20 protein-coding genes are annotated in these 25,022 nt (G+C 43.5%); 9 read left to right on the plus strand and 11 right to left on the minus strand.

The features are described from left to right. Nucleotides 1–322 precede the first annotated feature (322 nt). From BUE31_RS30140 to BUE31_RS30150, 3 genes are all read left to right on the plus strand, one after another. Entirely contained in the window at nucleotides 323–1,135 is an 813-nt protein-coding gene (locus BUE31_RS30140) for a helix-turn-helix transcriptional regulator (protein WP_073407646.1), read from the plus strand. A gap of 86 nt (nucleotides 1,136–1,221) precedes the next feature. Beyond that, entirely contained in the window at nucleotides 1,222–1,989 is a 768-nt protein-coding gene (locus BUE31_RS30145; protein ID WP_073407647.1) for an isocitrate lyase/PEP mutase family protein, read from the plus strand. Between the two features lie 34 nt (nucleotides 1,990–2,023). Continuing rightward, on the plus strand, nucleotides 2,024–2,404 hold the full coding sequence (locus BUE31_RS30150) for a YybH family protein (protein ID WP_073407648.1): 381 nt from the start codon (nucleotides 2,024–2,026) through the stop codon (nucleotides 2,402–2,404). A gap of 127 nt (nucleotides 2,405–2,531) precedes the next feature. Here the strand turns inward: BUE31_RS30150 and BUE31_RS30155 are convergent, their stop codons facing one another. The 3 genes from BUE31_RS30155 to BUE31_RS30165 all read right to left on the minus strand — a co-directional run bounded on the left by BUE31_RS30155 (nucleotide 2,532) and on the right by BUE31_RS30165 (nucleotide 6,191). After that, nucleotides 2,532–4,073: a S53 family peptidase gene (locus tag BUE31_RS30155; RefSeq protein WP_073407649.1), complete on the minus strand. Its 1,542-nt coding sequence runs from the start codon at nucleotides 4,071–4,073 to the stop codon at nucleotides 2,532–2,534. A gap of 195 nt (nucleotides 4,074–4,268) precedes the next feature. Beyond that, nucleotides 4,269–4,697, minus strand: a complete 429-nt coding sequence (locus BUE31_RS30160) for a hypothetical protein (protein ID WP_234997938.1) — start codon at nucleotides 4,695–4,697, stop codon at nucleotides 4,269–4,271. Between the two features lie 333 nt (nucleotides 4,698–5,030). Further along, nucleotides 5,031–6,191 carry an acyltransferase family protein gene (locus BUE31_RS30165; protein ID WP_073407650.1) on the minus strand — a complete coding sequence of 387 codons (1,161 nt, stop codon included), beginning with the start codon at nucleotides 6,189–6,191 and terminating at the stop codon, nucleotides 5,031–5,033. 96 nt (nucleotides 6,192–6,287) lie between these two features. Here BUE31_RS30165 and BUE31_RS30170 point away from each other — a divergent pair, with 96 nt between their 5' ends. Continuing rightward, nucleotides 6,288–6,977, plus strand: a complete 690-nt coding sequence (locus BUE31_RS30170) for a chloramphenicol phosphotransferase CPT family protein (RefSeq protein WP_083620539.1) — start codon at nucleotides 6,288–6,290, stop codon at nucleotides 6,975–6,977. A gap of 157 nt (nucleotides 6,978–7,134) precedes the next feature. On the opposite strand, the gene BUE31_RS30175 is transcribed toward BUE31_RS30170, so the two are convergent. Further along, on the minus strand, nucleotides 7,135–8,973 hold the full coding sequence (locus tag BUE31_RS30175; RefSeq protein ID WP_073407651.1) for a RagB/SusD family nutrient uptake outer membrane protein: 1,839 nt from the start codon (nucleotides 8,971–8,973) through the stop codon (nucleotides 7,135–7,137). A gap of 28 nt (nucleotides 8,974–9,001) precedes the next feature. After that, a complete protein-coding gene (locus BUE31_RS30180) occupies nucleotides 9,002–12,283 on the minus strand; it encodes a SusC/RagA family TonB-linked outer membrane protein (protein WP_073407652.1) in 3,282 nt (1,093 codons plus the stop codon). A 148-nt stretch (nucleotides 12,284–12,431) separates the two neighbouring features. Between BUE31_RS30180 and BUE31_RS30185 the strand changes: the two genes are divergently transcribed. Then, on the plus strand, nucleotides 12,432–12,674 hold the full coding sequence (locus BUE31_RS30185) for a hypothetical protein (RefSeq protein ID WP_143167308.1): 243 nt from the start codon (nucleotides 12,432–12,434) through the stop codon (nucleotides 12,672–12,674). A 363-nt stretch (nucleotides 12,675–13,037) separates the two neighbouring features. On the opposite strand, the gene BUE31_RS30190 is transcribed toward BUE31_RS30185, so the two are convergent. Then, a complete protein-coding gene (locus tag BUE31_RS30190; protein WP_083620541.1) occupies nucleotides 13,038–13,526 on the minus strand; it encodes a hypothetical protein in 489 nt (162 codons plus the stop codon). 419 nt (nucleotides 13,527–13,945) lie between these two features. Between BUE31_RS30190 and BUE31_RS30195 the strand changes: the two genes are divergently transcribed. Together BUE31_RS30195 and BUE31_RS30200 are read left to right on the plus strand one after the other, a co-directional pair. Beyond that, nucleotides 13,946–15,016, plus strand: coding sequence for a sensor histidine kinase (locus tag BUE31_RS30195; RefSeq protein ID WP_073407654.1), 1,071 nt, complete (start codon nucleotides 13,946–13,948; stop codon nucleotides 15,014–15,016). Beyond that, nucleotides 15,003–15,725: a LytR/AlgR family response regulator transcription factor gene (locus BUE31_RS30200; RefSeq protein ID WP_073407655.1), complete on the plus strand. Its 723-nt coding sequence runs from the start codon at nucleotides 15,003–15,005 to the stop codon at nucleotides 15,723–15,725. Before BUE31_RS30195 ends, BUE31_RS30200 begins: the two co-directional genes overlap by 14 nt. Nucleotides 15,726–15,977: 252 nt before the next feature. Here the strand turns inward: BUE31_RS30200 and BUE31_RS30205 are convergent, their stop codons facing one another. Both BUE31_RS30205 and BUE31_RS30210 read right to left on the minus strand, forming a co-directional pair. Then, nucleotides 15,978–16,721 carry a carbonic anhydrase gene (locus tag BUE31_RS30205; RefSeq protein WP_083620546.1) on the minus strand — a complete coding sequence of 248 codons (744 nt, stop codon included), beginning with the start codon at nucleotides 16,719–16,721 and terminating at the stop codon, nucleotides 15,978–15,980. A 118-nt stretch (nucleotides 16,722–16,839) separates the two neighbouring features. Continuing rightward, entirely contained in the window at nucleotides 16,840–18,915 is a 2,076-nt protein-coding gene (locus BUE31_RS30210; protein WP_083620544.1) for a beta-galactosidase, read from the minus strand. A 235-nt stretch (nucleotides 18,916–19,150) separates the two neighbouring features. Between BUE31_RS30210 and BUE31_RS30215 the strand changes: the two genes are divergently transcribed. After that, nucleotides 19,151–19,342, plus strand: a complete 192-nt coding sequence (locus BUE31_RS30215; RefSeq protein ID WP_073407656.1) for a hypothetical protein — start codon at nucleotides 19,151–19,153, stop codon at nucleotides 19,340–19,342. 15 nt (nucleotides 19,343–19,357) lie between these two features. Here BUE31_RS30215 and BUE31_RS30220 read toward each other — a convergent pair whose 3' ends face one another. Further along, nucleotides 19,358–19,732, minus strand: a complete 375-nt coding sequence (locus tag BUE31_RS30220) for a winged helix-turn-helix transcriptional regulator (protein ID WP_073407657.1) — start codon at nucleotides 19,730–19,732, stop codon at nucleotides 19,358–19,360. Between the two features lie 92 nt (nucleotides 19,733–19,824). Here BUE31_RS30220 and BUE31_RS30225 point away from each other — a divergent pair, with 92 nt between their 5' ends. Further along, nucleotides 19,825–20,565: an SDR family NAD(P)-dependent oxidoreductase gene (locus tag BUE31_RS30225; RefSeq protein WP_073407658.1), complete on the plus strand. Its 741-nt coding sequence runs from the start codon at nucleotides 19,825–19,827 to the stop codon at nucleotides 20,563–20,565. A 167-nt stretch (nucleotides 20,566–20,732) separates the two neighbouring features. On the opposite strand, the gene BUE31_RS30230 is transcribed toward BUE31_RS30225, so the two are convergent. Both BUE31_RS30230 and BUE31_RS30235 read right to left on the minus strand, forming a co-directional pair. Continuing rightward, entirely contained in the window at nucleotides 20,733–21,410 is a 678-nt protein-coding gene (locus tag BUE31_RS30230) for a hypothetical protein (RefSeq protein ID WP_143167309.1), read from the minus strand. Beyond that, nucleotides 21,400–24,996 carry a DUF6443 domain-containing protein gene (locus BUE31_RS30235; protein ID WP_159440771.1) on the minus strand — a complete coding sequence of 1,199 codons (3,597 nt, stop codon included), beginning with the start codon at nucleotides 24,994–24,996 and terminating at the stop codon, nucleotides 21,400–21,402. Before BUE31_RS30235 ends, BUE31_RS30230 begins: the two co-directional genes overlap by 11 nt. Nucleotides 24,997–25,022 lie beyond the last annotated feature (26 nt).

The raw sequence follows: 25,022 nt of genomic DNA on the forward strand, positions 1-25,022 counted from the left end.
GTTGATGGTTCATAGTTCATAGCCGGAAAGTGGCATGTGGGAGAAGCAATAGGGGGAGTTCATAGTTGATGGTTCATAGTTCATAGCCGGAAAGGGGCATTTGGGAGAAGCAATAGGGGAAAGTTCATGGTTGATGGTTCATAGTTCATAGTGTGAAAGTTGCGGGAGGGTATAGCAAGGATGATTTTTCGGACATAGCAGATGGCTTATGGGTGGAATTGAGGGATGGCGTAAAATAGGCAATTGGTCCGATTTGTACAATTTTTAGATTTGGTGGTATATTATATTTACCATTAAATTTACGTTGTAAAAGTATAACACCATGGAATTTAAGCTTTTTTCGCCATCAGACATCTTAAAGCCATACGTAAGGCATTACTATATTTTTGAATCGGACTCGGATATTGAATTTGACGATACCGTATTTCCCAGCGGCGATATGGAAGCGATCTTTAATTTGGGCGAAGGTACATGGGAGTCGGCAGTTGAGGATAAATTCTTCAAAACCCCCAAAATAGAGCTCTGGGGGCAGATCACAAAACCGCTGGCCATAAAATCAAAGGGCAGGCATACCATGCTTGGCATTAAGTTTTTCACCCATTCGGCCGCCTATTTTTTTAATGACGGGATAGGTATTTTTAACGATCAGATCTCTGACCTTTATGATGTTATTGGCAGCCCGGTAAAAATTTTACACGCGCAGCTTTTGGAAACAAAAGACGAAGCCCAAAGAATAGCGCTTATAGAAACTTTTTTATTGAAAAGACTGATCAGCAACGAAAAAAGAGTTTTCAGGATTGATAAAGTCGCCCATATTTTAACGAGCATAAAAAAAGATCACACCGAAAATAACATCAATAATATTGCTTCAAAACACGGCATTACTTCGCGTTATTTACACCGGTTAATTTATCAGCATACCGGCCTCTCGCCAAAATCATTCGATAAAATAAGCCGGTTCCAGTTTAGCCTGAAGCTGATCGCAAAAAATAATCAACCGCTTACTTCCATAGCTTATAACTGCGGTTATTTTGACCAGTCGCATTTTATAAGAGATTTTAAATCGTTTACCGGCGTTACCCCTTCGGCCTATATGGAAAACATAACCCCCGTTAACCAGCTGCTACTTCAATAAATTTTAAGACGGTTCCGGTTTGTACAATTTCCGGATTTGACGGCTCAATACCTTTGTTAAAATTAATTATTAAACAAAGTTATTGTATGAATTTATTCGAAACATTTTCGCAACTGCATCAAGGCTCAGCGCCTTTATTGTTAGGAAATATCTGGGACGTAAATAGCGCAAAGATATTTGAAGCCAATGGTTATAAAGCAATTGGCGTATCAAGCCAGGCACTATCAAACACCTTTGGGTACGACGACGGGGAAAACCTGCCTTTTGAAATTCTGCTTCAGGTAGCTAAAAGAGTAGTTGAAGTAGTTAACATCCCATTTTCGGTTGATATGGAAGGCGGGTATAGCCGCACCACCACCGGGATTATTGACAATATAAACAAGCTGCATGACGCCGGTGTTGCAGGTATAAACCTGGAAGATACCATTGCCGGCGCTACCCGGCAGTTACAACCTGTCGCCGAATTTCAAAGAACATTATCGGCAGTGGCAGATCACATTAGCCGGAACAATTTGCGGCTGTTTTTAAACATCAGGACCGACGGCTTTTTGCTTGGAATGCCCACCGCGCTTACCGAAACCCTCATCCGCATTAATAGTTATGAAAGCGCAGGCGCCAACGGCATTTTTGTTCCCTGTATTACCGGCAGTGCTGATATTAAAGCGGTAGTGAGCGCCACCAGGCTCCCCATTAACGTAATGTGCATGCCAGATCTGCCCGGTTTTGAGGAGCTGCGGCTGCTGGGCGTAAAAAGGATCAGCATGGGGCCGTTCCTTTTTAACAAGGTTTATGATAACGCCCGTAAGCTGGCAAAGAGAGTTATCGGCGACAATAATTTTTCATCAATTCTATAATAGTTTCTAATCATCAATAAAAAATCAAACAAAAATGAATTTACCAAAAAGAGCAGAAGATGCCCACGCCACACTTGCAGCCGCTTTTAACACAGGCGATGTTGCCACAGTAATGAATATGTACGATGTTACCGGCATTATTGTGCCAGAGCCGGGAAAACCGGTATCGGGCAGAGAAAAATTTGAAGAAGCAATAACGGCTATTTTATCTGTAAAAGGTAAAATGGAGATTAAGACGGTTTATTGCTTCCAGACAGGAAACGTAGCCGTAGGGAGATCTGAATGGAGCATTACAGATGGCGACGAAGTAAAGATAAGCGCCAAAGGTATTGAAGTAATGCTGCAACAAGCCGACGGTACCTGGAAAATTGTAGTAGACCACGCTTTTGGAGCCGAGGCTAATTTGGTAGCTTAAGGTGGGGTTGTGATTAATCCATAATTTTAGCGCAGGGCGGTGCCCTGCGCTGAGATGTCAGGCCCTTTCAGGGCCGGGGATTTGCCCCGGCTCTGAAAGGGCCTTTATAAAGCCCAAGGGTTATTTACTATAACTTACTAAATACCCCAAGCCCTGTACATGGGTCCCAGCCAACGCGGGCATCGTAACCTGCATTACCTGTGGCAGTCCTGTTGTTACCAACGGTGATATCGCGGCATACCGATGGGTTTGCCGCATACAGTGTGGGGTTAATAAACCCGGACCATTTACCGCTTTTTTGATTCAGGCAGGCAATCAGTCCGGCAAATAATGGCGCTACCGCACTTGTGCCGCCAATAACCAGCTGTTGCCCGTCCACCAGTACATTGTAGCCTGTATTCGGATCGGCATTGCCGGCTACATCAGGCACACCACGGCCAATAAAGTTGGTTCCTATCGCAGCGGGTACGCCGGCGTTTTTTTGGTAATCGGGTAGAGGGAATACATTGCTTACACCCCCGCCGGTTGCCGAATCGTTCGAATCATGCCAAACGGTTTCAGATGTAATCACATTGTTCTTTACTTTTAAAGTGGTTCCGCCACATGCCAATACGTAGGGGCTTGAGGCCGGGAAATCCACGTGTACACTATTGTCTGTTAAACCATCGCTCGATCCGTTATCACCCGCAGCCGCACATACGGTAACACCCAGCACGGCAGCGGCTTTAAACGCCTCGTTAAAGCTATTTAATGATTGTTGGGTCCATACGGCTTCGCCACCGCCCCAGCTTATGGATACTACCGATGGTTTGTGCGTTGTATCATGCACGGCTTTGGTTATTGCATCAAGAAAGCCTTTATCGGTGTTTGGGCTAAAATAAACCACAATTTTGGCGCCCGAAGCTACTGCACCGGCTACTTCAATATCCAGCATCACCTCACCATCGGCGCTGTTGGCGTTTGACGGGTTATTTTTGCCTTTATCTACTAAAATTGCTTTAATTGAAGGCTTTTTTATTCCCAATTTTTTGAAATAATTGGTAAGGTCTGTAGTGCGGTAGCCCCCGCCCAGCTCAATAATGGCTATGGTTTGCCCTTTGCCGTTAAAGCCTGCCGGAAAGCCATAGATGCCGGCCAGCTGGTTTGGCGTAAATGAACTGCTTACCGAAGCCTGCGGACTAATGCCATCGGCCTTTTTTAATAATTTAAACAGGGGCCTGGCGGCTTTACGGTTATCTAAACCAAAAACACCTTCAACTACATCTTTTAATGCTTCCGGGATGTAAATATCACCTTTTCTAACCCTGATATCGTCGCCATGCGAGTCGACAGCTTTTGACAGGTTCACATCAAACGCAGCCTCCATGTTGGCAATGCTGCCCCGCAAAATAACACTGCGGCGCGATAAGCTTACTTCAACTGTGCTTAGCTTGTATTGCCGGGCAAAGGCTTCCACCTGGTCTGCATCTTTTTGCGAAGCGCCAAACTCTTTTTCATAATCGGCGTGATCAACCCTTTTTCCGGCATTTAAAAGTGATTCGATCGATTTTTTCCGGCGGATGCGCAAGGTTACTTCTATAAACGTATTGCGGTTTATTTTAGCAGTGGTTTCGCCGGAGTGGGCCTTTTTGTAACTGCCTGCTAATGCAACTTTATTTGATGTTTTCATGTTTAGGTATTTTTAATTAAAGCTACAACTATTTTGAATTAACTTACAATTAAATGTGGTTATTTTTTGGGTTAAAGTTTGAGCGGAGTTCATGGTTGATGGCTCATAGTCCATGGTTGAGGTGAGCTGAAAAAATGGGACGGGAAGGCTTTTCTCTGTTTACTGACAATGTACTTGCGATAGCGAGGGATGCTGTTAGTTCGGAATCAGCGTTCTATAGTCCAAGACTATTTTTTTACCTTGCTTTTTATAGACCTCCAAGAAAAAAGACCCCTTCTTCTTATATAATGAATCACCTATCTCAATTTGTAATTCCCACAGATGTTCAATTTGAAAAATATCTTTATTTTTTAATATGATTGTCCTTATATTATGATTTGGTTCATCATTATATACCGTGTCTACCACACCATTAACATTCTCGGACAGATCTCTTTCGATAATAACTTCCCTTGTAGAAGGGCCAAAAATCACACAATAAAGAAAAAACAGGAGAAGGCCGGCAGGAACTGATCCAAAAATGCTGTAAAGAATAATTTTTTCAACTTTGCTCAACATACATAAAATATTATTTACCAACCATGTTTCCCCAGCTGCCGCATATATCCACGGCTTGTGGCTCATGTGCTAAGTAATCCGCTGTTTAATCTGTAACTCTTTCTGTTTATTGAATTTATAATTACTCTCAGATTTTAAAAGTACAGTTTTTGACTGTAATCTACTTGGTAAAATAGCCTACAGGTTGTTTGTCCTGCAGGCTACTTTGTTTGTTACCTGTCCTGCTGGCCACAAGCGGTGGACGCTTGCGGTAGGATAATACAAATGTAAGTCTCTCCAAAAGCCTTGTAGCCCCCTCTAAATCTCCCCCGGTAGGGGAGACTTTAGTTTCGCGCTTTTTTATATCCTCTTAACTTAATAGTATTGAGGCGAGTCTACGGTGCCAGTAACCTGTCCGTTCTATTTTTTCTTTGCCCGGCCTATCCCGAAAAGATACCTTATTGGTTCAACTCTTCTTATTAAAAATTCATAACAAAACATAACAATGCTTAGGGATACAACTACTATAACCACATATTTAAGGCCGATAGAAAGCTGTGATTGTACAACAAAATAGCCAATAAGCACAATAACGGGCTGATGAATAATATAAAACGGCAGCACAGCCTCATTGCCATATTTGAGGAATTTATTGGTATAGTTTAACTTGTTTTTGGCGAAACCCAGAAGTGTGCAGATCCAGCTGAAGCAAACCAGGCTTCTTAATGCTATTTTAAGGAAATATGGGAAAGTGCCGAAATCAAATTTGATGTTATTTATAAAAAGATAGATGTTTACCGCTGTTGATAAAACTGTTATTACCAGTAAAAGGTTGCGGTACTTTAACCATGTGTTTTGAATATTAATTATTGAAAATGCAAAGTATCCCAGGATAAAAAGGACCAAATGCTCTATCATATTCCAGCCTCCCCAAACCCTGGCTCCAATGATACTATCGGGTGAGAACAAGCAGCCAGGCAGTGCAAGCAGGATCATGAACATGAACAGATAAATAAAAGATGATCCGGATTTTGTACGGCTTGCTGATTTTCGCTTTAAAAGCAATAACAAGGGCAGGGTTATAACAGAGAAGATAAAGAGCAGCAGCAAATACCATAAATGCAAGCCCATCCACGCAAAATTTCCGCCAAAGGCATACAACCCTGAAAAATAATGGGGCAGAAACTCAAAAAACGTACCTGCAAACTGGTGGTGCGAAAGCCTTTCGAAATAAACCTGGTGTGGCGAAAGGATGAAAATGCCAAAAATTAATGGGACCAAAATTCTTTGCATCCGGTCTTTAAGAAACTTACCACTTGTTTTTGATTGAAGCGCAAACCAGGTACTAGCGCCCGAAATAAAGAAAAACAGGGGCATCATCCATTGTACCATAAAAAAAGTGAACAGGTTTGCTGTTGATGAAACAGCTGCGTTTTTTACATGCCAGTCATCAAAATCAAAAAACCGGCCGCAATGAAAAAGAAACACCAGGCAAATGGTGATTACCCTTAACCAGTCGAGGTAATACTGTCTGTCGGCGTTTCCGGGGTTAATGTTTTTTAATGTTTGGACTTGGTTCATGGTGTTATATTTTTTAAAATTTAAAATTTATAAACTAAATTAACTGTGTATTAAAAGTTTACAATTTTAAACCGTTATTAATTAAAGCACGACCCGGTGGTCAAAGGATTAAGGCTATTGGTCAAAAAGTACCTGCCTGGTAAGCACGGGCAGGGGTTATCTGCAGGAATTAGCATATTAGCAACCGGAAGTATAGCGGATTTTCTATTTTTGAGCATGTTTATTGATCCCGGCTTTGGAAAAATTATTATACTCAATGGCGCTTCCAGCGCGGGGAAATCTACGCTTTGCGAAGCATTACAAAAAAAGCTGGATGAGCCTTTTTTAAATTTCTCCCTGGATTTTTTCATGTTTAACTCCGGTGTGCTGCCACAGCGCAGGGAAGCCCGGGGGGCATTTTCCTGGCCGGCAATGCGGGCTAAGCTTTTTAACGGATATTTTAATTGCCTTTCAGGCCTTGCAACTGCAGGGAACAATCTTTTGGTGGATTATATTATAGAGTCAGACGATCAGCTTCAGTATCTTACTTTAAAGCTTGGATGTTTTGATACTTTTTTGGTGGGCGTACATTGCCCCTTAGAAGAACTGGAGCGGAGGGAACTGGCCCGGGGCGACCGTTCGCCAGGCGATGCAAAAAGAGACCTGGAAACAGTTCATACATTCACCTCCTACGACTTTGAAATAGATTCACGTCAATCCCCGGATAGGAATGCGGGTGAAATTATTTCTGCATGGTCGCTCAGGAAATTTCCGGCTGTTATGAACAGACTGTATAAGCTCCCTTAATTTGCAAATGAGCGGTTAATGTGCTATTGACCAAAAAAGGCAGCTTTGTCTGATGAAGGGTACTCTGCGAGGACACCCGGGAGCACAGGAATCTGCTTTAATAAAAAAGCTGCCCCGAATTACCTTCGGGACAGCCTCTTTTTATAAGTTTGATTTATTAATAATTAGGATTCTGTTTTAATTTCCCGGCTTCCTTACCTATCTCATCTAAAGGAACAGGATAAAGCTCGTCCCTGCCTGCCGTAAATTTTGCTTTTTTAAGCACCGGGTTATCTATGCGGTTATCTGCTTTATAATAGGCAGCCATTACACCGGCCATGTACCCGGTACCACCCGGACCGCCGGTTACACCATCCTGGCGCTGCAGGTCAAAGAAACGATGGCCTTCCATACCCAGTTCCAACTGTCTTTCCATCATAACTGCTGCACGGGCATATGCCTGGCCATTCGCTGTAAATTGCCCGGTATATAAACCCACCTTGTAGTTGGCGGCAGGTGTGTTGGTAAAGCCTTTTGATGGGGCGCTATTATCCACATAAGTATGAACCCAACCGGTTGGGTCAGCAGCTCTTCCTCTTACCCAGTTTACATCGGCTTCGGCGGCTGATAAAGCATTGGTTTCTACCTCGCATTCGGCACGCCATAAAATTACGTCGGCAAAGCGGATGATATTATAATTATTTGCGGAGCCCTGGTTAGTAGCCCATGTGCCAAAATTATCAGTGGTTGCAGATTTGGCCGCATTATAAAACGAATTCTTTTTAGGAGTGTACGGAACCAGGTCACCGCGTGTCCATGTCTCGCCGGCACATAATCCCCAGTCCAGGTACGGGATCCCCCTGCGGCCCATGGTCCAGTCAAGGCGTGAATCTACAGCTTCAGTAGTAGGTGTAAAGGCATCACCGCTGCCAAGCCCATGATCATTCTTCAGGTTCACATCATCATAAGTTGGAAACCCGGTAGCTGCATCGATCTGGAACATAGGTAAACCATTGGCATCTACCTTAAATGCATTAGCTAAGTGGTATGATGGTACATTAAAGCCGCAGCAACCGGTATAGGTACCGCCGCCCGGGAAATTCAACACATCGCCTGCATTATCATTTTGACCAGCGGAGCCGTCATTTACCGTCATTTGTGCGGCAAATACCGATTCGGAGCCATTTTTACTTGAAGCGTTAAAGTTATTATTGTAAGGCTCCAATGCATATTTAGTACCGGTTGCTGTTGTGCCGTTATTGATACAATCAGTTAGCAGCGGCAAGGCTTTTGCATATTGGTGATCATACAGGTATGCTTTTGCCAAAAATGCTTCGGCAGCATAATAATTGGCACGGCCCGCCAGTGGCTGGGTTTTAGGTAATATGGTCATTGCAAATGCAAAGTCAGCCTCAATTTTATCCCAGATAGGGCCGGGGTTGCCTACATTATAGTTACCGGCAACATAGGTTATGGTTTCGTCAACATAAGGTACATTTCTCCATAGTTTGGCAAGCTCGAAGTGATAGAAACCCCGCAAAAAACGCGCTTCGGCAATAGCATTCTGGCCTATCGCACCTGCTTCAGAGCCATCTGTAACCAAAGGCACTTCCTGGATCACGTTATTGGCCCGCTGAATGCCGGCGTAGCATACCTGCCATTTAGAGTAAAGATACGGATCGTTTAAAGGGATCCCAACATGCTGTTCAATTGCCGCTAAACCTTCGGGGCCCTGGTCATCCGTAGTTGAGCCTTTATAGGCATCGTCGGCCCCTACACCACCGTAGTGCCAGTTGCTTACTGCTCCGCCGTAACCGGTGCCGGGTTCGCCCTGGTAATAGCCATCTAATAAAGAGTAAGCACCAATTAATAAACCATCAACACCTGCCTTACTGGCAAGTGTGGGACCTGCCAGCACCCCTGTAGGGGCTTTATCCAAAACCTTTTTACAAGAGTATGCTGCTGTAAAAAAGATCACCAGGCCCAAAACAATTATTTTATAATTTAATTTTTTCATAACACTGTTATTTTTCTTTATTTAATAATTAAAATGTCATGTTAACACCAACCAGGTATGTTCTTTGGTTGTTGGGATATGCACCCCAGTCAACACCGGTTGAGGCACTTGCCCGGTTACCTGAAATGTTAGAAATTGACGGAACTAATTCAGGATCCAAACCGCTGTATTTGGTAATGGTGAACAGGTTGGTACCCTGCACATAAATATGCAGCTGGGTTACACCAACTGATTTTAAAAGGCCGGGATTAAAAGTGTACCCAAGCTGTGCAACGCGGCATTTTAAGAACGAGCCGTTTTCGACATAGAAAGTGCTTGGGATGGTGTTGGCAACGCTTAATGCCTGTTGGGTTGCACCCGGGTTTGTTACAGTATTGGTAGCAGCATCTACAATTGCCGATTTGGTAAGCAGGTCGAGATCCTTGCCACCGGGGAAGCTGTGGTAAGTATCAGTCCAGTATTTAACATAGTTGAAATCCTTATTTCCCTGTTCGCCGTACAATACCATCGAAACATCAAAGCGCTTATAGCTGGCATTAAGGTTTATACCGTAATTAAAGTTAGGGTTGGGGTTGCCTATAAATGTACGGTCATCCGCATTAACCTTTCCGTCGCCGTTAACATCCTGATAAATGTATGAGCCTACAGTTGCACCCGAATAACCCGGCAAGCTTGCCAGCTGGGATGCATTTTGGTAAATACCCTTCACCTTGTACCCATAGAATTCGCCTATTGGCTGCCCAACCTGTTCCCTTACGAAGGAACCGACGCGCGAACCTGAAAAGATGTCAAAAAAATCAGTGCTGCTCAGCTTGGTGATCTTGTTTTTGTAAGCGGTGATGTATGCGCCAATACTGAATTTGAAATCACTGCCGATAGCATCATGATAAGTTGCCGCAATATCAAATCCTTTATTTTGTACATCGCCAACGTTCACTGTAGGGGCAGTTGCACCACCGGTAGTTGCAGGCAGCGCCAGCGGGAACAATAAGCCGCTGATTGACTTTTTATAATATTCAACATTCAGATCAAGGTGATTGAACAGGGAAACATCAATACCCACGTTGATGATCTTATCGGTTTCCCAGGTAGTTTTGGGGTTACCGATGCCGGTTAGGGCATAACCTGTTGTAGTGTTGCTTAAGCTGCCATCTATGCCATAAGCCGTGCTGCCGAAGCCATAGTTATAGGTATTTACCGCATTTGAACCGGTAATATTGGCATTGCTGCCTGTTGTGCCATAACTGCCACGCAGCTTAAGGTCATTTATCCAGCTTACACCTTTCATAAAATCTTCCTGCGAGATCCTCCAGCCTAAAGACACCGAAGGGAAGGTGCCCCATTGGCGACCGGGGAAGAATGATGAATAGCCGTCACGACGTACTGTGGCGCCAAGCAGGTACCTGTCATTATAGCTATAATCCAAACGGGTGAATAATGATTCAGTGCCGGTAGGCTGGTAAAGGAAAGTTCCGTTGCCGCCTGCCAAATTTAGAGAAGCCGGCAGGGTGGTACCTGCAACTGTAAGAAAGTTTGGGTCGAGCGTAACAAAGGTTGTTGCCGCTATCCCGAGCTGCTGGCCCCCGTTTTGTTTGATCTCGTAGCCGGCAAAAACGCTGATATTGTGTTTGCCTATAACCTGTTTGTAATTGATGGAGTTTGTGTAATTATAAGTATAGCTATAATTTGAAACTTCGGCATATGCATTAGGGTTGGCATGCGACTCATAATCATTATAAGGGTTATAAGCGGTAAAATAGTAAAACGTGTTATTGGCATTGCCGCTGAAAGCAGTACGTGCGGTAAAATATTTCAGGAAGTCGGCCTCGGCAAAAATGGTGCCCTGCATATTCCATGATTTGTTCCTGTCGTTCCTGCTTCTTTCCTGTATGGCAACCGGGTTACTTCCATTACCCAAAGGTTCGCCGCCCGGGCCGTCATAACCGCCGCCGTAGTTGCCGCCAACGTCATGAACCGGGATGATCGGCATCTCACGGTAAGTATGTGAGATACTGCCGCCTTCCTTTTGCTGATTAAAAGGGCTGCCGCCATTGTTCTCCCTGTAAAACACATAGCCCTGTTCGCCAAAGCGGAAATGATTATCCAGCAGGCTAAAGGTTGAGTTAACACGTGCCTGGTAACGTTTTTCAAAAGTTTTAATCAACGTGCCCTGCTGGTTAAGGTATTGCAGCGAAAACAGGAAGGTGTTTTTATCGCTGCCGCCACTGGCTGTAACCGAATGGCTTTGCTGTGGCGCATGCTTAAAAATTTCATGAAACCAATCAGTACCTGCCTGGTTGAATTTCTGCACCAGGAAGTCATTACCCGGCTTTACCGCATCGAAGATATAGTGTGATACGATGGCAGGATCATTGGTTACGCCGGCTGTGCCGAATGATGTTCCGGCAGGAGCTGCTGTTCCGTGATATCCATAAGCAGGCACGGTCCAGTTACCGGTGTTATTGGGGTCATACAGTGATTTTTGCCCCGAGTCTCCGGACTCCTTCGATAGCTGCGCCTGTTGTGCCGGGGTCATTAAATGCCAAACATTGCCTTGTAAAGGCACCTGGTCGCCATAGTAGGCATCATAGCTGAATGTAGTTTTGCCGGCCTTACCTTTTTTGGTAGTTACCACAATTACACCGTTACCGCCCGATACCCCATAAATGGCTGCCGCGCCGGCATCTTTCAGTACGCTGATGCTTTCGATATCGTTCGGGTTTACACGCGACATATCGCCAATTTGCACCCCGTCAACCACATACAGCGGAGTTGTATTGCCAAAATTGGTGATACCGCGCACAAATACCGTGCTTGAAGAGCCCGGAGCGCCCTGGTTAATTACCGTAACACCCGAAGCCTGGCCCTGCAACAGCTGTTCTGATGAGGTAACAGGGATCTTTTTGGCATCGGTTATGCTTACCGAGGCCACCGCACCGGTAATGTCCTTTTTGCGCTGAGTGGTGTAACCGGTTACCACTACTTCGTTAAGCGCAGTGGTTGCAGGGGTAAGAACAATGGTAAGGTATTGATCGCCCTGAACCGTTACCTCTTTTGTTTGATAGGTAAGGTAACTTACCACAAGCACATTACCCGGACTTAACGATAGCGTGAATTCGCCATTAACGTCTGTTACAGCACCCGTGTTGGTGCCTTTTATCCGTAAGGACGCACCTACTACAGGCTGTTTGTCATCGCCGCCGATAACTTTACCTGAGTGTTTTGTTTGGGCTGTAACTACCAATGAAGAAACTATGCAGCATAGCAGCACGCACAGTGTACTTCCTTTTAGGAGTAAACTTTTAAACATAAGATGTTGATTTGATTTATAGGTTAATAAATTGATAAGATGAAATGTACCATAGATGGGCAGGCATATCAATATTCTTCTCCGGGGGGTGTGCTAAAGCGTATATAAGCCTTAAAACTGCTTATCAAAGCTATTTACCCGGTAAATTGTGGTAATACTTACAGTGGAAATGGTTGTTGGTGTTTTTTTCATGGGGGGCGGAGGAAAAAAAAGCGCGGGAAAGTGCGATTCTCCTCTTGAGAGCTACCGTGTACCCACATCTTTTTATAAAACCCCAGCGGGGTTCAATATTGGTAGAAAAATGTCAAAAAATATTTTTTGTGCCGTAGGTACAACACCTATTCCGCCTTTTGGTTGGTTAAAGAAAATCCGTGGTAAAATAGTCCAATAGGTTTCGCACCTACGGAGCGAAAATTTATTATTTTCTATTTTTCTACCAATATTTTGCTCCTACCGGAGCAGCTTTTCTTGATAATTAATTGAAATAAAAGATGTGGGTACACGGTAGCCCGGTAGGGAGGACTTTAAAAAAATAAACGCGGGCGAAGCTAAAGTCTCCCCAACCGGGGGGGATTTAGAGGGGCCCATCATCTTTGTGTTTTAGCTGGATTACATGGCGACGAACACATTACCCTTTTAAGCCTGGTAGGGGCAATCGCTTTTAGAATTTCTAACACCATTATTTCACAGGCCTTCGACCTGTGCTGGGATATTGAGCCCTTTCAGGGCTTGATATCTCGCAGGCCGAGTAGTTTTAGCGCTTTGAATTATAAACCCGGTTAAAGCATACGATTGGAAACGCGATACAAACAATAAGGATTATCGAATTGCGGATAACGCTTATGGCAGTGCGGGGAGGGATATTAACGTTACTGAGCGACAAAACTACTATGTTCATTATTATATAAATGAACAAGCCGTATATTATAGTGCTTACAAACACGCTTTTGTGAAAAATGGCCACGTATTTAAAGATGACGAAGTAAAATATAGTAACGCAAAATGCAATAAAGTAATGCAGTACAATGCCCAATTGTACCATCCCTGCACCACCTGTAAAGGCGTCTTTGCCGTATATGCCGCTTGCAATAAATTTAAATATGGATTGAGCATTGCCGTGCGACAGGATAAAAATAGCTGCCAGCGCATCTAACGAACCGGCAGTAAAAGCGGTTATAATGATATACCTGAACAGTAGCCTGTAATTTGATTTTTGTAATGGCGGTTTAGCTATTATTTCCATTTTTATTATTCTTAAGTATAACAAAAGAAAGGCCTCATCGCGAAGCCTTTCTTTGTCAAATAAATTCAACTTTTTCTCAATCTCAAATCAAAAAAGCCGTTAACAAATATTAGCATTGAAATGCTTTATAAAAAGAGATCCCAACATACAACCCTTTAAAACAGATCAACAGGTATAATTATTTATTAGTAACCGCCCATAGGCAAATTAGCTGCTTTGATACGCGATTAATTGCCGGTGGTGTTTTTTGCGAAACAGATCTGCACAGGATACTTACTTTCAGGGGCTTTATAAAACCTTTTCATTTCTTAAATAAAATGGGCTGTTGTTCATGTGGAGAAAAGTGACTTTAGTGGGTGATTTTTTGCTGTATATGCTTATTTACCTGATGTATTGTAATTAATAACGATCTTCATACAGTGAAGAATAAGTTTTACAGGCACCTCACTTTTTGGCTGGCTACAAGCATACAGGGCACTTTACTGGAGTATGCCTGGATCCATACTGTATATAACAATGAGCCGCCGCTCAACATTATTATGCAGGCCGCCTGTTTTAACCTTGTATTAACGCCATCAAGGTTGTTTTTTACTTATTATGCCTTAAATACGGTGGCCGGCAAGCCATTTAAAAAGCATGTTAACGCCTGGCTTATTTTTTTTAAGCTAAGCGTTGCCCTGTTAATAGCTGTTGCCCTTCACCGGTTGGGCAGCGCCTATTATATAATTCCGCATGAGTTTCCGCAGCGTGCCTTATATACCTGGCAGCAAGTATTTAGTCTGCCCTGGATGTTTGTTGCGGTTTTGGATATCGGGTATGTTGCCGGTATTGCGGTGGCGTTAAAACTATTCAGGATGCAAATAATCAGCTTAAAAAATGAGAAGGAGCTGATGAAGGATAAACTGGAAACCGAGCTGAAATTTTTAAAGAACCAGATAAACCCCCACTTTTTATTTAATACGCTGAATAATATTTATGCGCTGGCCCGTAAAAAATCAAATGAAACGGCCGATGTGGTGGTAAAACTGGCCAGCCTGCTCCGGTTTATGCTGTATGAATCGGCAAAGGACAGCATAGCAATTTCGGAAGAGATAAAAATACTGGATGATTATGTTCAGCTTGAAAAGATCAGGTACAGTAAACGGCTGGAGGTAAGTTTTAACAAGCAGATTGATGATTATAACCAGCTGATCTCCCCGCTGATCTTATTACCTTTTGTGGAGAACGCTTTTAAGCATGGGGTTAATGATACCATTGACGCTACAGTTATTGCTATTGATGTTGCGCTTAATAAGGGCCGGCTTGCTTTTGTGGTTGAAAACAGCCATAACCATCCTGATAACGGCCGGATAAATGAGCACATCGGGCTGAAAAACGTAAGGCGCCAGCTGGAACTTACGTATGCCGATTTCTCACTGAATATAACTAATTTAGAACAAACCTTCCTTGTGGACCTGAAAGTTAACCTGAACAGCAATGGAAAATTATAATTGCATTATTATTGAAGATGAGCCCCTGGCTGCCGAAATATTACAGGAATATATTGGGAATGTGCCGTTTTTGAATTTGAAAAATACGTATACCGATGCGCTTGCGGCATTGGAAGATCTTCGTACAGATGATGTAGACCTCATTTTCTTAGATCTTAATCTGCCCAAACTGAAAGGGTTTGATTTTATTAAGACGCTAAAAAATCCACCGCATATTATTATTACCACGGCTTACCACGAATATGCCCTGCAAGGTTATGAACTGGATGTGGTTGATTATTTATTAAAGCCCATTGAGTTCAGCCGGTTTCTGAAGGCGGTGAATAAGTTAAAAATGATCAATTCGAAGAAATCCTATGCCTCGCCGGTATTTATTCCCCCTGGAAACAGTTACATGTTTGTAAATACCAGCAAGAAAAAGGTAAAGCTTTATTTTAACGAGATTTTATACATTGAAAGCTTTAAGGAATATATAAAGATTTTTACCGCCGATAAAATGATCGTAACCAAGTACCAGGTAGGGCTGATAGAGGAGAACCTGCCCAAGGGCGACTTTTTGCGGATCCACCGCTCATTTATTGTGGCAAAAGAACGCATTGAAGCATTTAGCAGCACCGAAATACAGATAGGCGGCAAACAACTGCCCATAGGGCGCAGCTATAAGGAAATTGTGGGCAATTTGCTGGAAAGTATCTCAAGGACTGGCTAGTGTCATGTTACTCAAAAATTGACGGTTAGTCTTGAGTTCTAAGTCGGAAAAGACAAGAATTCGACTTAGGGCCTCCGACTAATTCCTGTTGATCTGGCTTTATACAATGCAGGGTCCCTCTGCGAGAGACCCTGCTGAGACAGTAAGACAAGAATTCGACTTAGGGCCTCCGACTAATTCCTGTTGATCCGGCTTTATACAATGCAGGGTCCCTCTGCGAGAGACCCTGCTGAGACGGTTGGAAGCGATGAGTTATTTTGATTTCTTTTCCGGAAGATGCAGCATGGTTTCTTTTAAGAATTCCACTTTCCCGGTATGGATATCATAAACGGCGCCTACGATCAGGATCTCGCCCTTTGAATATTTTTTATGTAAAATGGGATCCAGATCTCTGAGGCTGTTTACCTGGTCGATCACGTTTTGCCTCACTGCATTATTCACCGGATTTCCGGGAAGATGTGCAACCTTGGCTACAGCCGGTTTAATTTCATTTATTAAAGTAACAATATGGCCCGGAACATCTTCCGGCCTTTCCACTGCCGCCGCCACAGCGCCGCAGTCGGTATGCCCTAAAACGACTATTAATTTGGTGTACAATTTTATCACCGAATATTCCATACTTCCGTAAGAGGCTGCCGATGATACTTGTCCGGCCGTGCGGACAATAAATAAATCACCTAAACCCTGGTCAAAGATTATTTCATTGGGTACGCGGGAATCGGAACAGCTTACAATGGTGGCAAAAGGCTTTTGGCCAAACCCTAATTTTTTAATGGTTTCGACATCCTGCCTCGGGCGGATAGATTTGTTTTCGATGAATCGTTTATTACCGCCAATTAATTTCTTAATGGCAAGCCTGGGATCAGTAAAAGCGGAATCGCGGTCTACAATATAATGGTTGGCTTTTTTTTCCGGCTGGGCGGATTTTGCATTTTGAGCATTTGCACTGTTTTGCAATAAAAACAGTGCGATTATTGGTACAATTAAATTTTTCATTTTTCTATTGTGTTTTAAGAAAGGTTTAATAAGGTTGATTTTTTTATAAAAATACGGAGTTGAAATTATTTTGTTTGCTTTTATTTTTAACAATATTTTTTTTCAATTACTTTCTGCTTTATAGTTCCTCAATAACCTGGAATCCCCAGGCAGCTAAAGTGACCTGACTTTGTATGGCCACGGTTTTATCAGTAAGCAAGGCTTTACCATTTGCATACGGGTAGATAAATGTCCTGGGTTCGGCAGAATAGTTGAAATAGTAATGAATGGCTTTGCCAAGTTGGTTCGTCCCCGATTTGGTGATCAGCGGAAACTTCAGCGCCTGATCTTTTCCCCAGAGCCCTGCACCTTTTACGGCAATTTTGAATATTTTTTCGGTAATGGCATCACTGGTGCCACAACCGATATAGGTAGCTAATCCTTTGCCATAGTTATTTTGGGTTACCGCTGCATATTTACCCCAGGCAGGGTGATCATACCATGCCAATACCTTGGCGGTGGTTGGTGTAATCAGTTCCATCCATTTGTCGGCATAGTTTTGATTACCCACCTGAAAAGGATCATCCTTAAGGCTAACCTTTTCGGGCACCGTAAACTCGCTGTAGGTGATTCCGCAGGCTTCACTAATAATACCCGGCTGGCGCACTGACCTTACTTTATTATGCTCATCAGCAAAGCCGCTTTTAAAGGTATACACAACATGGCCGCCATTTTTAACGAACAGGTTTAAACGCTGTAACAAGCTGTCGGGCGCAGCATATAATGCCGGCACCACAATTAACTTATATTTTTCCATTTGCCTGCTGGATGGGTCGATAAAGTCGACCCCAACGTTCATATTATAAAGAACATCGTACATCGGCCTCAGAATACCATTGTAATTACCCGGGCCAAAGGAGTTATACGCGGTTAATGCTTCATTACTGAACAGGATCGCCACCTCGTTTTTCTTTTTAAGGTTAGCGAGGTGGGGCGCTAGTTTTTTAAAGTCGGCGCCAATGGTTTTGGCCTCTTCGTAAGTAGGGTTAGGTTCAAAATCATGGCTGAGCAGGCCTTTCCAGTAGGTTTCGGCTGAATTATGGATGGAATGCCAATGCCAGTAAGAAACCATATCGGCGCCCGAAGCCAGGTGGCTGAACGCCTGTAACCGCAGTTGACCCGGATAAGGCACCCATTGCGGAAATCCCTGGGCCTCCGTTTCTATAACCAGGTAGTTCTGTCCGCCTTTCATTGACCGGGCCAAATCACCCCCAAACGAAATCTCGGCCCCGGTAAGTTTATCCTGCGATGGATGGTAAATATCAATCCCCGCAATATCCAACACCTTTGCAGCCGCAAAATGATCTACTTCCGTTTGGATGCCATAACTGTAGCCCCGCCAGTCCAAATCAAAATTCTGGGTAATAAACTGATCTGGCCTTTTATATTCACGGACGATCTTCGCCTGCCATGCCAGGTAGTCAGTAACCAGCGAACGCTGAAATTTAGCAAACTCTGCGATAAGGCTGGCATTGATACTCCCGTTAACGGAAGGGAAATCATCCCAATTGTTGATCCGGTTGCTCCAGTAATCAAGGCCAAAGGTCTTATTCAAGCTATCCAGCGAAGGATACGTGGCTTTCATATAAGTGACGAACTTGGCCTGCACATCCGGGCCGCTTGTTCCGTATGACTTGGTTTCGTTATCGATTTGGTACCCGATGATCGCCGGATGATCCTTAATATGCTCCAACATTTTACGGATCGCTTTTTCGGCATAAGCCCTGAAGTGGACATTGGTGATATCCATATTCTGACGCGCACCGTACTGGTTAGGCCCCCTGGAGGTAATGGCTAATACATCGGGATACTTTTTTACCAGCCAGGTGGGCACCGCATAGGTGGGGGTACCTATGATTACGTTGATGCCGGCATTGTGCATGGCATTCAGCACCCTGTCGATATGGCTAAAATCATAAACGCCTTCCTGTGGTTCCATTGTGCTCCAGGTAGATTCCGCAATGCGGACAACATTGATCCCGGCCTCTTTCATCATGCTCACATCCTTGTCAAGACGGTTATAGGGCATGTATTCATCATAATAAGCAACGCCAAATAAAAGCTGATCTTTCTTTATTTGCGCAAAGCCCGGATCTGCATTGAAAATAATTGTATAAAAAACACTTATTAAAATAAGCAAAGTTGTTCTTCTCATGTATTTAATATTTAGTTATTTGATTGGTTGATTAAAATTGGACGCTTAAAAGTAAGATAAATGAAACAGATTTTAAAAAAATATCAACGGTGAGGCTGGTGAGGATCTGACAGGCTCAAGGGGGCTTTCAGAATACCCCGCGGAAGCTTATCCGGAAATAAGGAATAATTGTTGAAATACTATATAATTTACTTACCTTCAATTAACCATTAAAACCTAAACATTCCATTCACAAATGAAAAATTTAGAAAAGCAGTTGGGGGTCTTTTATGCTGCGAATGCGAAGGAAGAACTTCAAAAGAAGGCCTCAAAGGATGAAGTTTCATTATGCCCTGAAACTCTCCGTGCGAAAGGCCCGATTGATCAAAAATCGCTAGCATCAAGGATAGCTATTTTGAAGGAACTGGTGGTTAAACACCAGCGATAGGGTGCAAAAAGTCCCTTAGCTTAATGCCATTACGCTTTCGGCAGCAAGGGGGCGGTTTGTGGCTCCCCAATTTGACAAGAGTTTTAGTATCGGCCTTAAACTAACGCCCAGCGGAGTTAGGCGGTATTCAGTTTTTGGCGGAACTTCCGGATATACTTTCCTGTAAATCAAGCCATCCCGTTCCAGTTCCCTTAACTGCAGGATCAAAATCCTTTCGGAAACCATGGGCAGCGATTTCCTGATTTCGTTATAACGAAGTGTTCCTGCCGCTAACCTGCCAAGAATGGGCAATTTCCAGCGCCCGCCAATAAGCGCTATGGTATAGGCCATTCCGCAGCTGGCGTTGATCAGCATTTCATTTTCCAGGTTTTTTGAGCTCGCTTTCCGCATACTTACATTTATGTTAGTATTATACAAATTTAACAGTACCTGCAAATATAATAGTCGCCGCCTAATTTTACCTCCACATTAAAACAAAAAAAATGCAAAAATTAATAAACAAAACAGCTTTCGTAACCGGGGGGAGTCGTGGCATAGGCGCAGCTATTGTAAAGCGCCTGGCCCTTGCCGGGGCAGCCGTTGCCTTTACTTATGTTAATGGGAAAGACAAAGCGGAAGCCCTTGTTAAAGAACTGGAAGCAACCGGGTTAAAAGCGACAGCCATTAAAGCGGATAGTGCAAAAGAAGGAGAAATTAGCTTAGCGATTGAAGAAACGATTGGCAAATATGGGAAACTGGACATTTTAGTTAATAGCGCCGGCATTTATATCGGGAAGCCTTTTGAGCAGCATACCCTGCAAGAGTACAACCAGGTAATGGCGGTAAATGTACGGGCGGTGGTGGAAGCCTGCCTGGCCGCAGCCCAAAAAATGGAAAACCTGGGCCGGATAATAACTATAGGCAGCTGTATGGCTGAAAGGGTGCCATCTGTTCAGGGAACTTTGTATGCGATGAGCAAATCGGCGCTGGTAGGGCTTACCAAAGGACTCGCCAGGGACCTGGGGCATAAAGGGATTACCGTTAACCTGGTTCAGCCCGGACCGGTTAATACGGATATGAACCCGGAAAATGGCGGTCATGCTGATTTTCAAAGGGGCCTTATGGCAATACCCAAGTATGGAAGGCCGGAGCATATTGCTGACCTGGTAGCTTATCTTGCAGACACAGTTGCGGCATATACAACGGGTTCTGTTTTAACGATCGACGGCGGCTCAAACGCCTGATGAGGTAAATGTACAGGAGGCTGCCTTTTTGAGACAGCCTCTTGTGTGTTTAAGAATTTTGGCTACCTAAACGCGGGGCATGAGTACGCCTTTACGCTTTTGGCCTACGCGACATACTCGCGCCAGATTGGGAATATCTCGACCAGCAGATTCTATCAATCATAGAATTATTTAAAAGTCTGAACTTTACTTTTTACACGAATATTGGAATTACCATGTATATTTGAGGGGTAATGGCTTGAATATTCCACGTAGCTATAATCGACAAACCTAACTACTTTTTCATCTTTGCTGGTCCAAAAACCCTTATCATAATTAAAGGACGTTACGGGTAAATAAATTAACCCCTTAAAACCGTATGATCTATTTTCATGATTTTCCAAACAATCACAAAATTCGCCAATAATTGGAGATGCATAAACATCTATATTTACTTCATCACCATTTTTCGTCCATCTCTTTCTAAAGTCTTGAATTTTGACTTTATTAATACTTATTAATGAAAGCAGATTCCTTACTTCAGATTTATAATTATCATCAAAATTGAAATCTGTTGCTGTTGAAGCAGTAAATATATCGATAGTGTTACCTGTTTTACATCTGTTCAAAATATCCTTTGAGTACTCTTCTGTATATAAAGGAAATACCTCGAATGCGTTTTTTTTCGCGATAGAATCCTGCGGGGTTATCCAATAATAATAATCTTTCACCTTTGATTCTTTATGTATTATTTCAAAAGTAAAAATTACGTATTTTTTGATTCCAACAGTGTTTGACTGAGCTTTTATGCCATTGCAAAGAAGCAATAGTATTGTTAGTGTTAGTGTAATATTCTTATTTATCATGAGCTTTATTCCATATTTCATCAACTTCTGAACGAACAAGTCCTCCTGGGGGGTAATCCATTAAACCTCCCGTGGATTGAGGGAAATTATCCCCTAATTGAAATGTGTGGCCAATCTCGTGTGCTAATGCAATTCTTGGAGCGTTAGGCGACACTGCGGTGTATATCCCGTTACTCAATCCCTGGTTTCCATTGGCAGATCGCGTAGTAACTACAGCTGCAAGAGCAATAACAGGATTTCCTGAAAAGCCTTTTTCACTTGTGCTTAATCCATTTTCCGTTGCGATCTTTCTAATATCAGTCATTGAACCTCCATCGGTATTAGATGTTTCTATACCTTTTATATTGAATTTAAATTTAACAGTTTCTCCTGCCGAGTTTTGAGTTCCTTTTCCATCGCTCCCGTTGTAAGCCTCATTCAGCTTTTCAGAAACATCACTTATTCTATCTGCATTTGCCCGATCCACTCTTTTATTATATTTCTCAATTTTTGCTATTTGCTTATCGGTAGCGTCTTTGGGGATTTCCTTTTTCTGTTTAAGCAATACAACAACATTAGATTCAACAATTTTATTACCATCCTTATCGGTGTATTTAATGCCCTCCATACCATCAGGGTCAATCATCCTCATGGGATTATTTTCAACATACACATAAGGTGAAAATCGCCTATTTTTTTCAGAAAGTGGGTCTACTGTAGTAAAACGCGCTATCACCGGGTCATAAAACCTTGCCCCATAATCATACTGCCCCAAATCATCCTGTAATTCCTTCTTATTGTAAAGATACTTGTTTTTGGGGCTAACAATACTCCCTCTTGATATTTCATACCCGAAAGGAAAATAATCATCCTGTTGTACGGTACTTATTGAGCCGCCGTAAGTATCAAAGCTTAAACGGCTGTTCCCTAAATGGTCGCCAAGATTGTATTCATAATGGTAATTACCGGCACTGTTCAGCGCCCTGCCTTCTTCAGTCTGCACAAAATTTATGGCTCCTGCATCATATACTATACCATCAATATAATCGGTATTGGCGCCGTTAATTGTGCTTACCTTTCTCAGCTTCCTTCCGCTTGCATCATAGGTAAAAGTAGCTGTTCCGCTTGCGTTAGTTACAGTTTGCGGTAAGTTAAGCAGGTTGTAGGTTATCGAGGTGATGCCTTTACTGGCATCGCTCCGCATATTCCCGTTCAGATCATATTGGTACGCATAGTTGTTGCCATATTTATAACCATATATGCTGTTATCAGGTGCGATGTCGCTGATGCTTTGCACCTGGTTGGTATAGTCCCCGGTTGCATTAGTATAATTATAGCTAAGATTATCAATCAGGGTAGTACTGCCCATTGTCCGCTTCAAGGTTTGAATATTCCCTGACTGGTCATAGGTGATCCCGCCTTCATTATAGTTATCGGTAGAGTTACCGGCCATCAGGCGGTTAAGGTGATCATAACCATAAGTATAGCTTTTGGTATTGGGCGCTGTTTGGGTTCCCCAACTCTGGCTTGCAATATTGCCATTATACTGCGGGCTGATACTGACCCCTGAAATAGCACTGTTATTATATTGCAGCTGTATTTGAAAAAGCGGCGCTATGCTGCTAAGCAGCCAGCCTCTTTCATTGTATGTATAGGCTATATTCTGCAAAAAGCTTGCCCCGCTGTTGGTGCTGTGAAGGTGTTTGGTCAATAATTGCCCTATCTCGTTATAATCGTTTTGCGATAAAAGCACATTAGTGCCGCTGTTTATACTTTCAAACGTTTGTTTCTTTCGGCCCACATGGTCATAGGTATAACTGTTGGCTATGGTTAAGGCAGGGGCTGTTGTACTTACTGCCGCATTGTAATGACTGCGGTTTGCTGCAATCGCTTCGTTAGTGAAATCATAGCTATTTGTCAGCTTATCATAGTTGTTAACATTTAGCGTACCTCCTCCCTGGTTGTGCTGCTGGTAGCTTTGTATAGACCTACCCAGGTCATCATAATAATGTACGGCCCAAAGCATATTGCTGCTTCCCAGGATATTTGTTTGTGAAGCGGTCAGCAAACCGGTTGTGTTGACGCTGGCGCCTGATGGAGCGGTGTATTGTGCGGGAAAACCTGGAATGCTGTAGTTATCAAAGTAGTTTATCTGCAAGGTGCCACCTGTCCAGCTGAGTGGCCATGCCAACGAGGAATAACCATTGCCTGTGGCAATTGGAGTTTCCCAAAAAGTGCTGTTGCCGCTTACCGTGGTTTGCAGCGCTGAACGGTAGTTTACACCGGCAGTGCCGGTATATAAGTAAATCCCGGATATAATCATCCTGCCCAGGCCATCATACTTGGTAAATGTCCATTGCTGGGGGCTCACTGAGCGCTGATTTGCATCCTGGGTGGCCACTACCTGGTCAAGAATGTTATAAACCATATACTCCCATCCTTTTCCCGGCAGTTTCTTTTGAACAAGGCGGTTCCGCAGGTCATACTGGTATTGGTAGCAAAGGTTATCAAGCTGGGTTTGCGTAGGCGTGGCGCTGTCTGCTCCTGATAAAGGGGGCAGTACAAAGGCCAGGTTGCCAAGGTTGTCATAAACGTAATAAGTAGACAACATTTGCAGGGTTGCCGGCGACCCTGTATAGTTAAAGGTTCGCTTTAGCACTACATGTCCGTCCTTATCCTTGTATTCCTCTGTTGTTCCGCCTCTGCCTGTTGCCGGCAAATTCTCATTCCTTGATACCGTCATATAGAGCTGTCCTGCCAGGTAATTAGCTGCCGTACCTGTACCTTTTACCAATGTGCGGCTCTGGTCGCTGTTTATGGTTATGGTATAAAGTGCTGCAAGGGTACTGTGAGCTGTATCAGTCAGCGCGGTTGCATTATTGTTTGTATATAATACTCTTGTGGTATGCCCGGGCGTAGCGCTCAATCCCGTAGTGCCGGTTAGCTGCCAGGGGTCGCCAGGTGCGCCCTGTTCAGTAACCCTGTTCAATGGCGAAGGCTCAAAAGCGGTAACCGCTTTTGGTGTAGATATAGGGCTTATACCTGCAGGCGTCTGTGGGCTTTTATAAAAGCCTGACTGACTTGTTGTGCTGGTTGTTAAGGCATCTGTTTTATAACTGCCATCTGCTGTCCCCTGGAAAGCATAAGGCAGATACTTTACCGCTTCCCTGCCAAACTGGTCATAAGCATTGGGCTGTACAATATCATTGCCTAATGGCGAGCCCTTTACCTGTACAGTTTGCAATGGGCGGCCAAGCCCGTCAAAGTACTGAACTGTTTGCATCAGGTCGCAGCTGGTATAGCCTGTTGTCCCGGGTACATAAGCGGGGTTCCGGGGTGTAGAAGTCATGACATAGTTCTGCGCTACGCTGGGCACAGTGGTTAAGGGATAGCAATCCCCTATGATATAAAACTGGTAGGCGCCTGTGGAGCCGTTAACACTAAAACCAGTTGTCATTACAATACTGGTATTGCTATAATATTTTCCGGGTGCTAGCGTGCTGGTGTTGAGCGGGCTGCTTACCAGGGTTTGGGCCTTTGAGCTAAATGCGGATAATAACAGGACCAAAGCTGCTACTACCAGCTTTAACCTGTTTCCTATATTCATTTTTTTATTTTTAATTAACATCTTGA

Origin of the sequence: Mucilaginibacter sp. OK098, assembly GCF_900142915.1 — a bacterium.
Lineage (GTDB): Bacteria > Bacteroidota > Bacteroidia > Sphingobacteriales > Sphingobacteriaceae > Mucilaginibacter.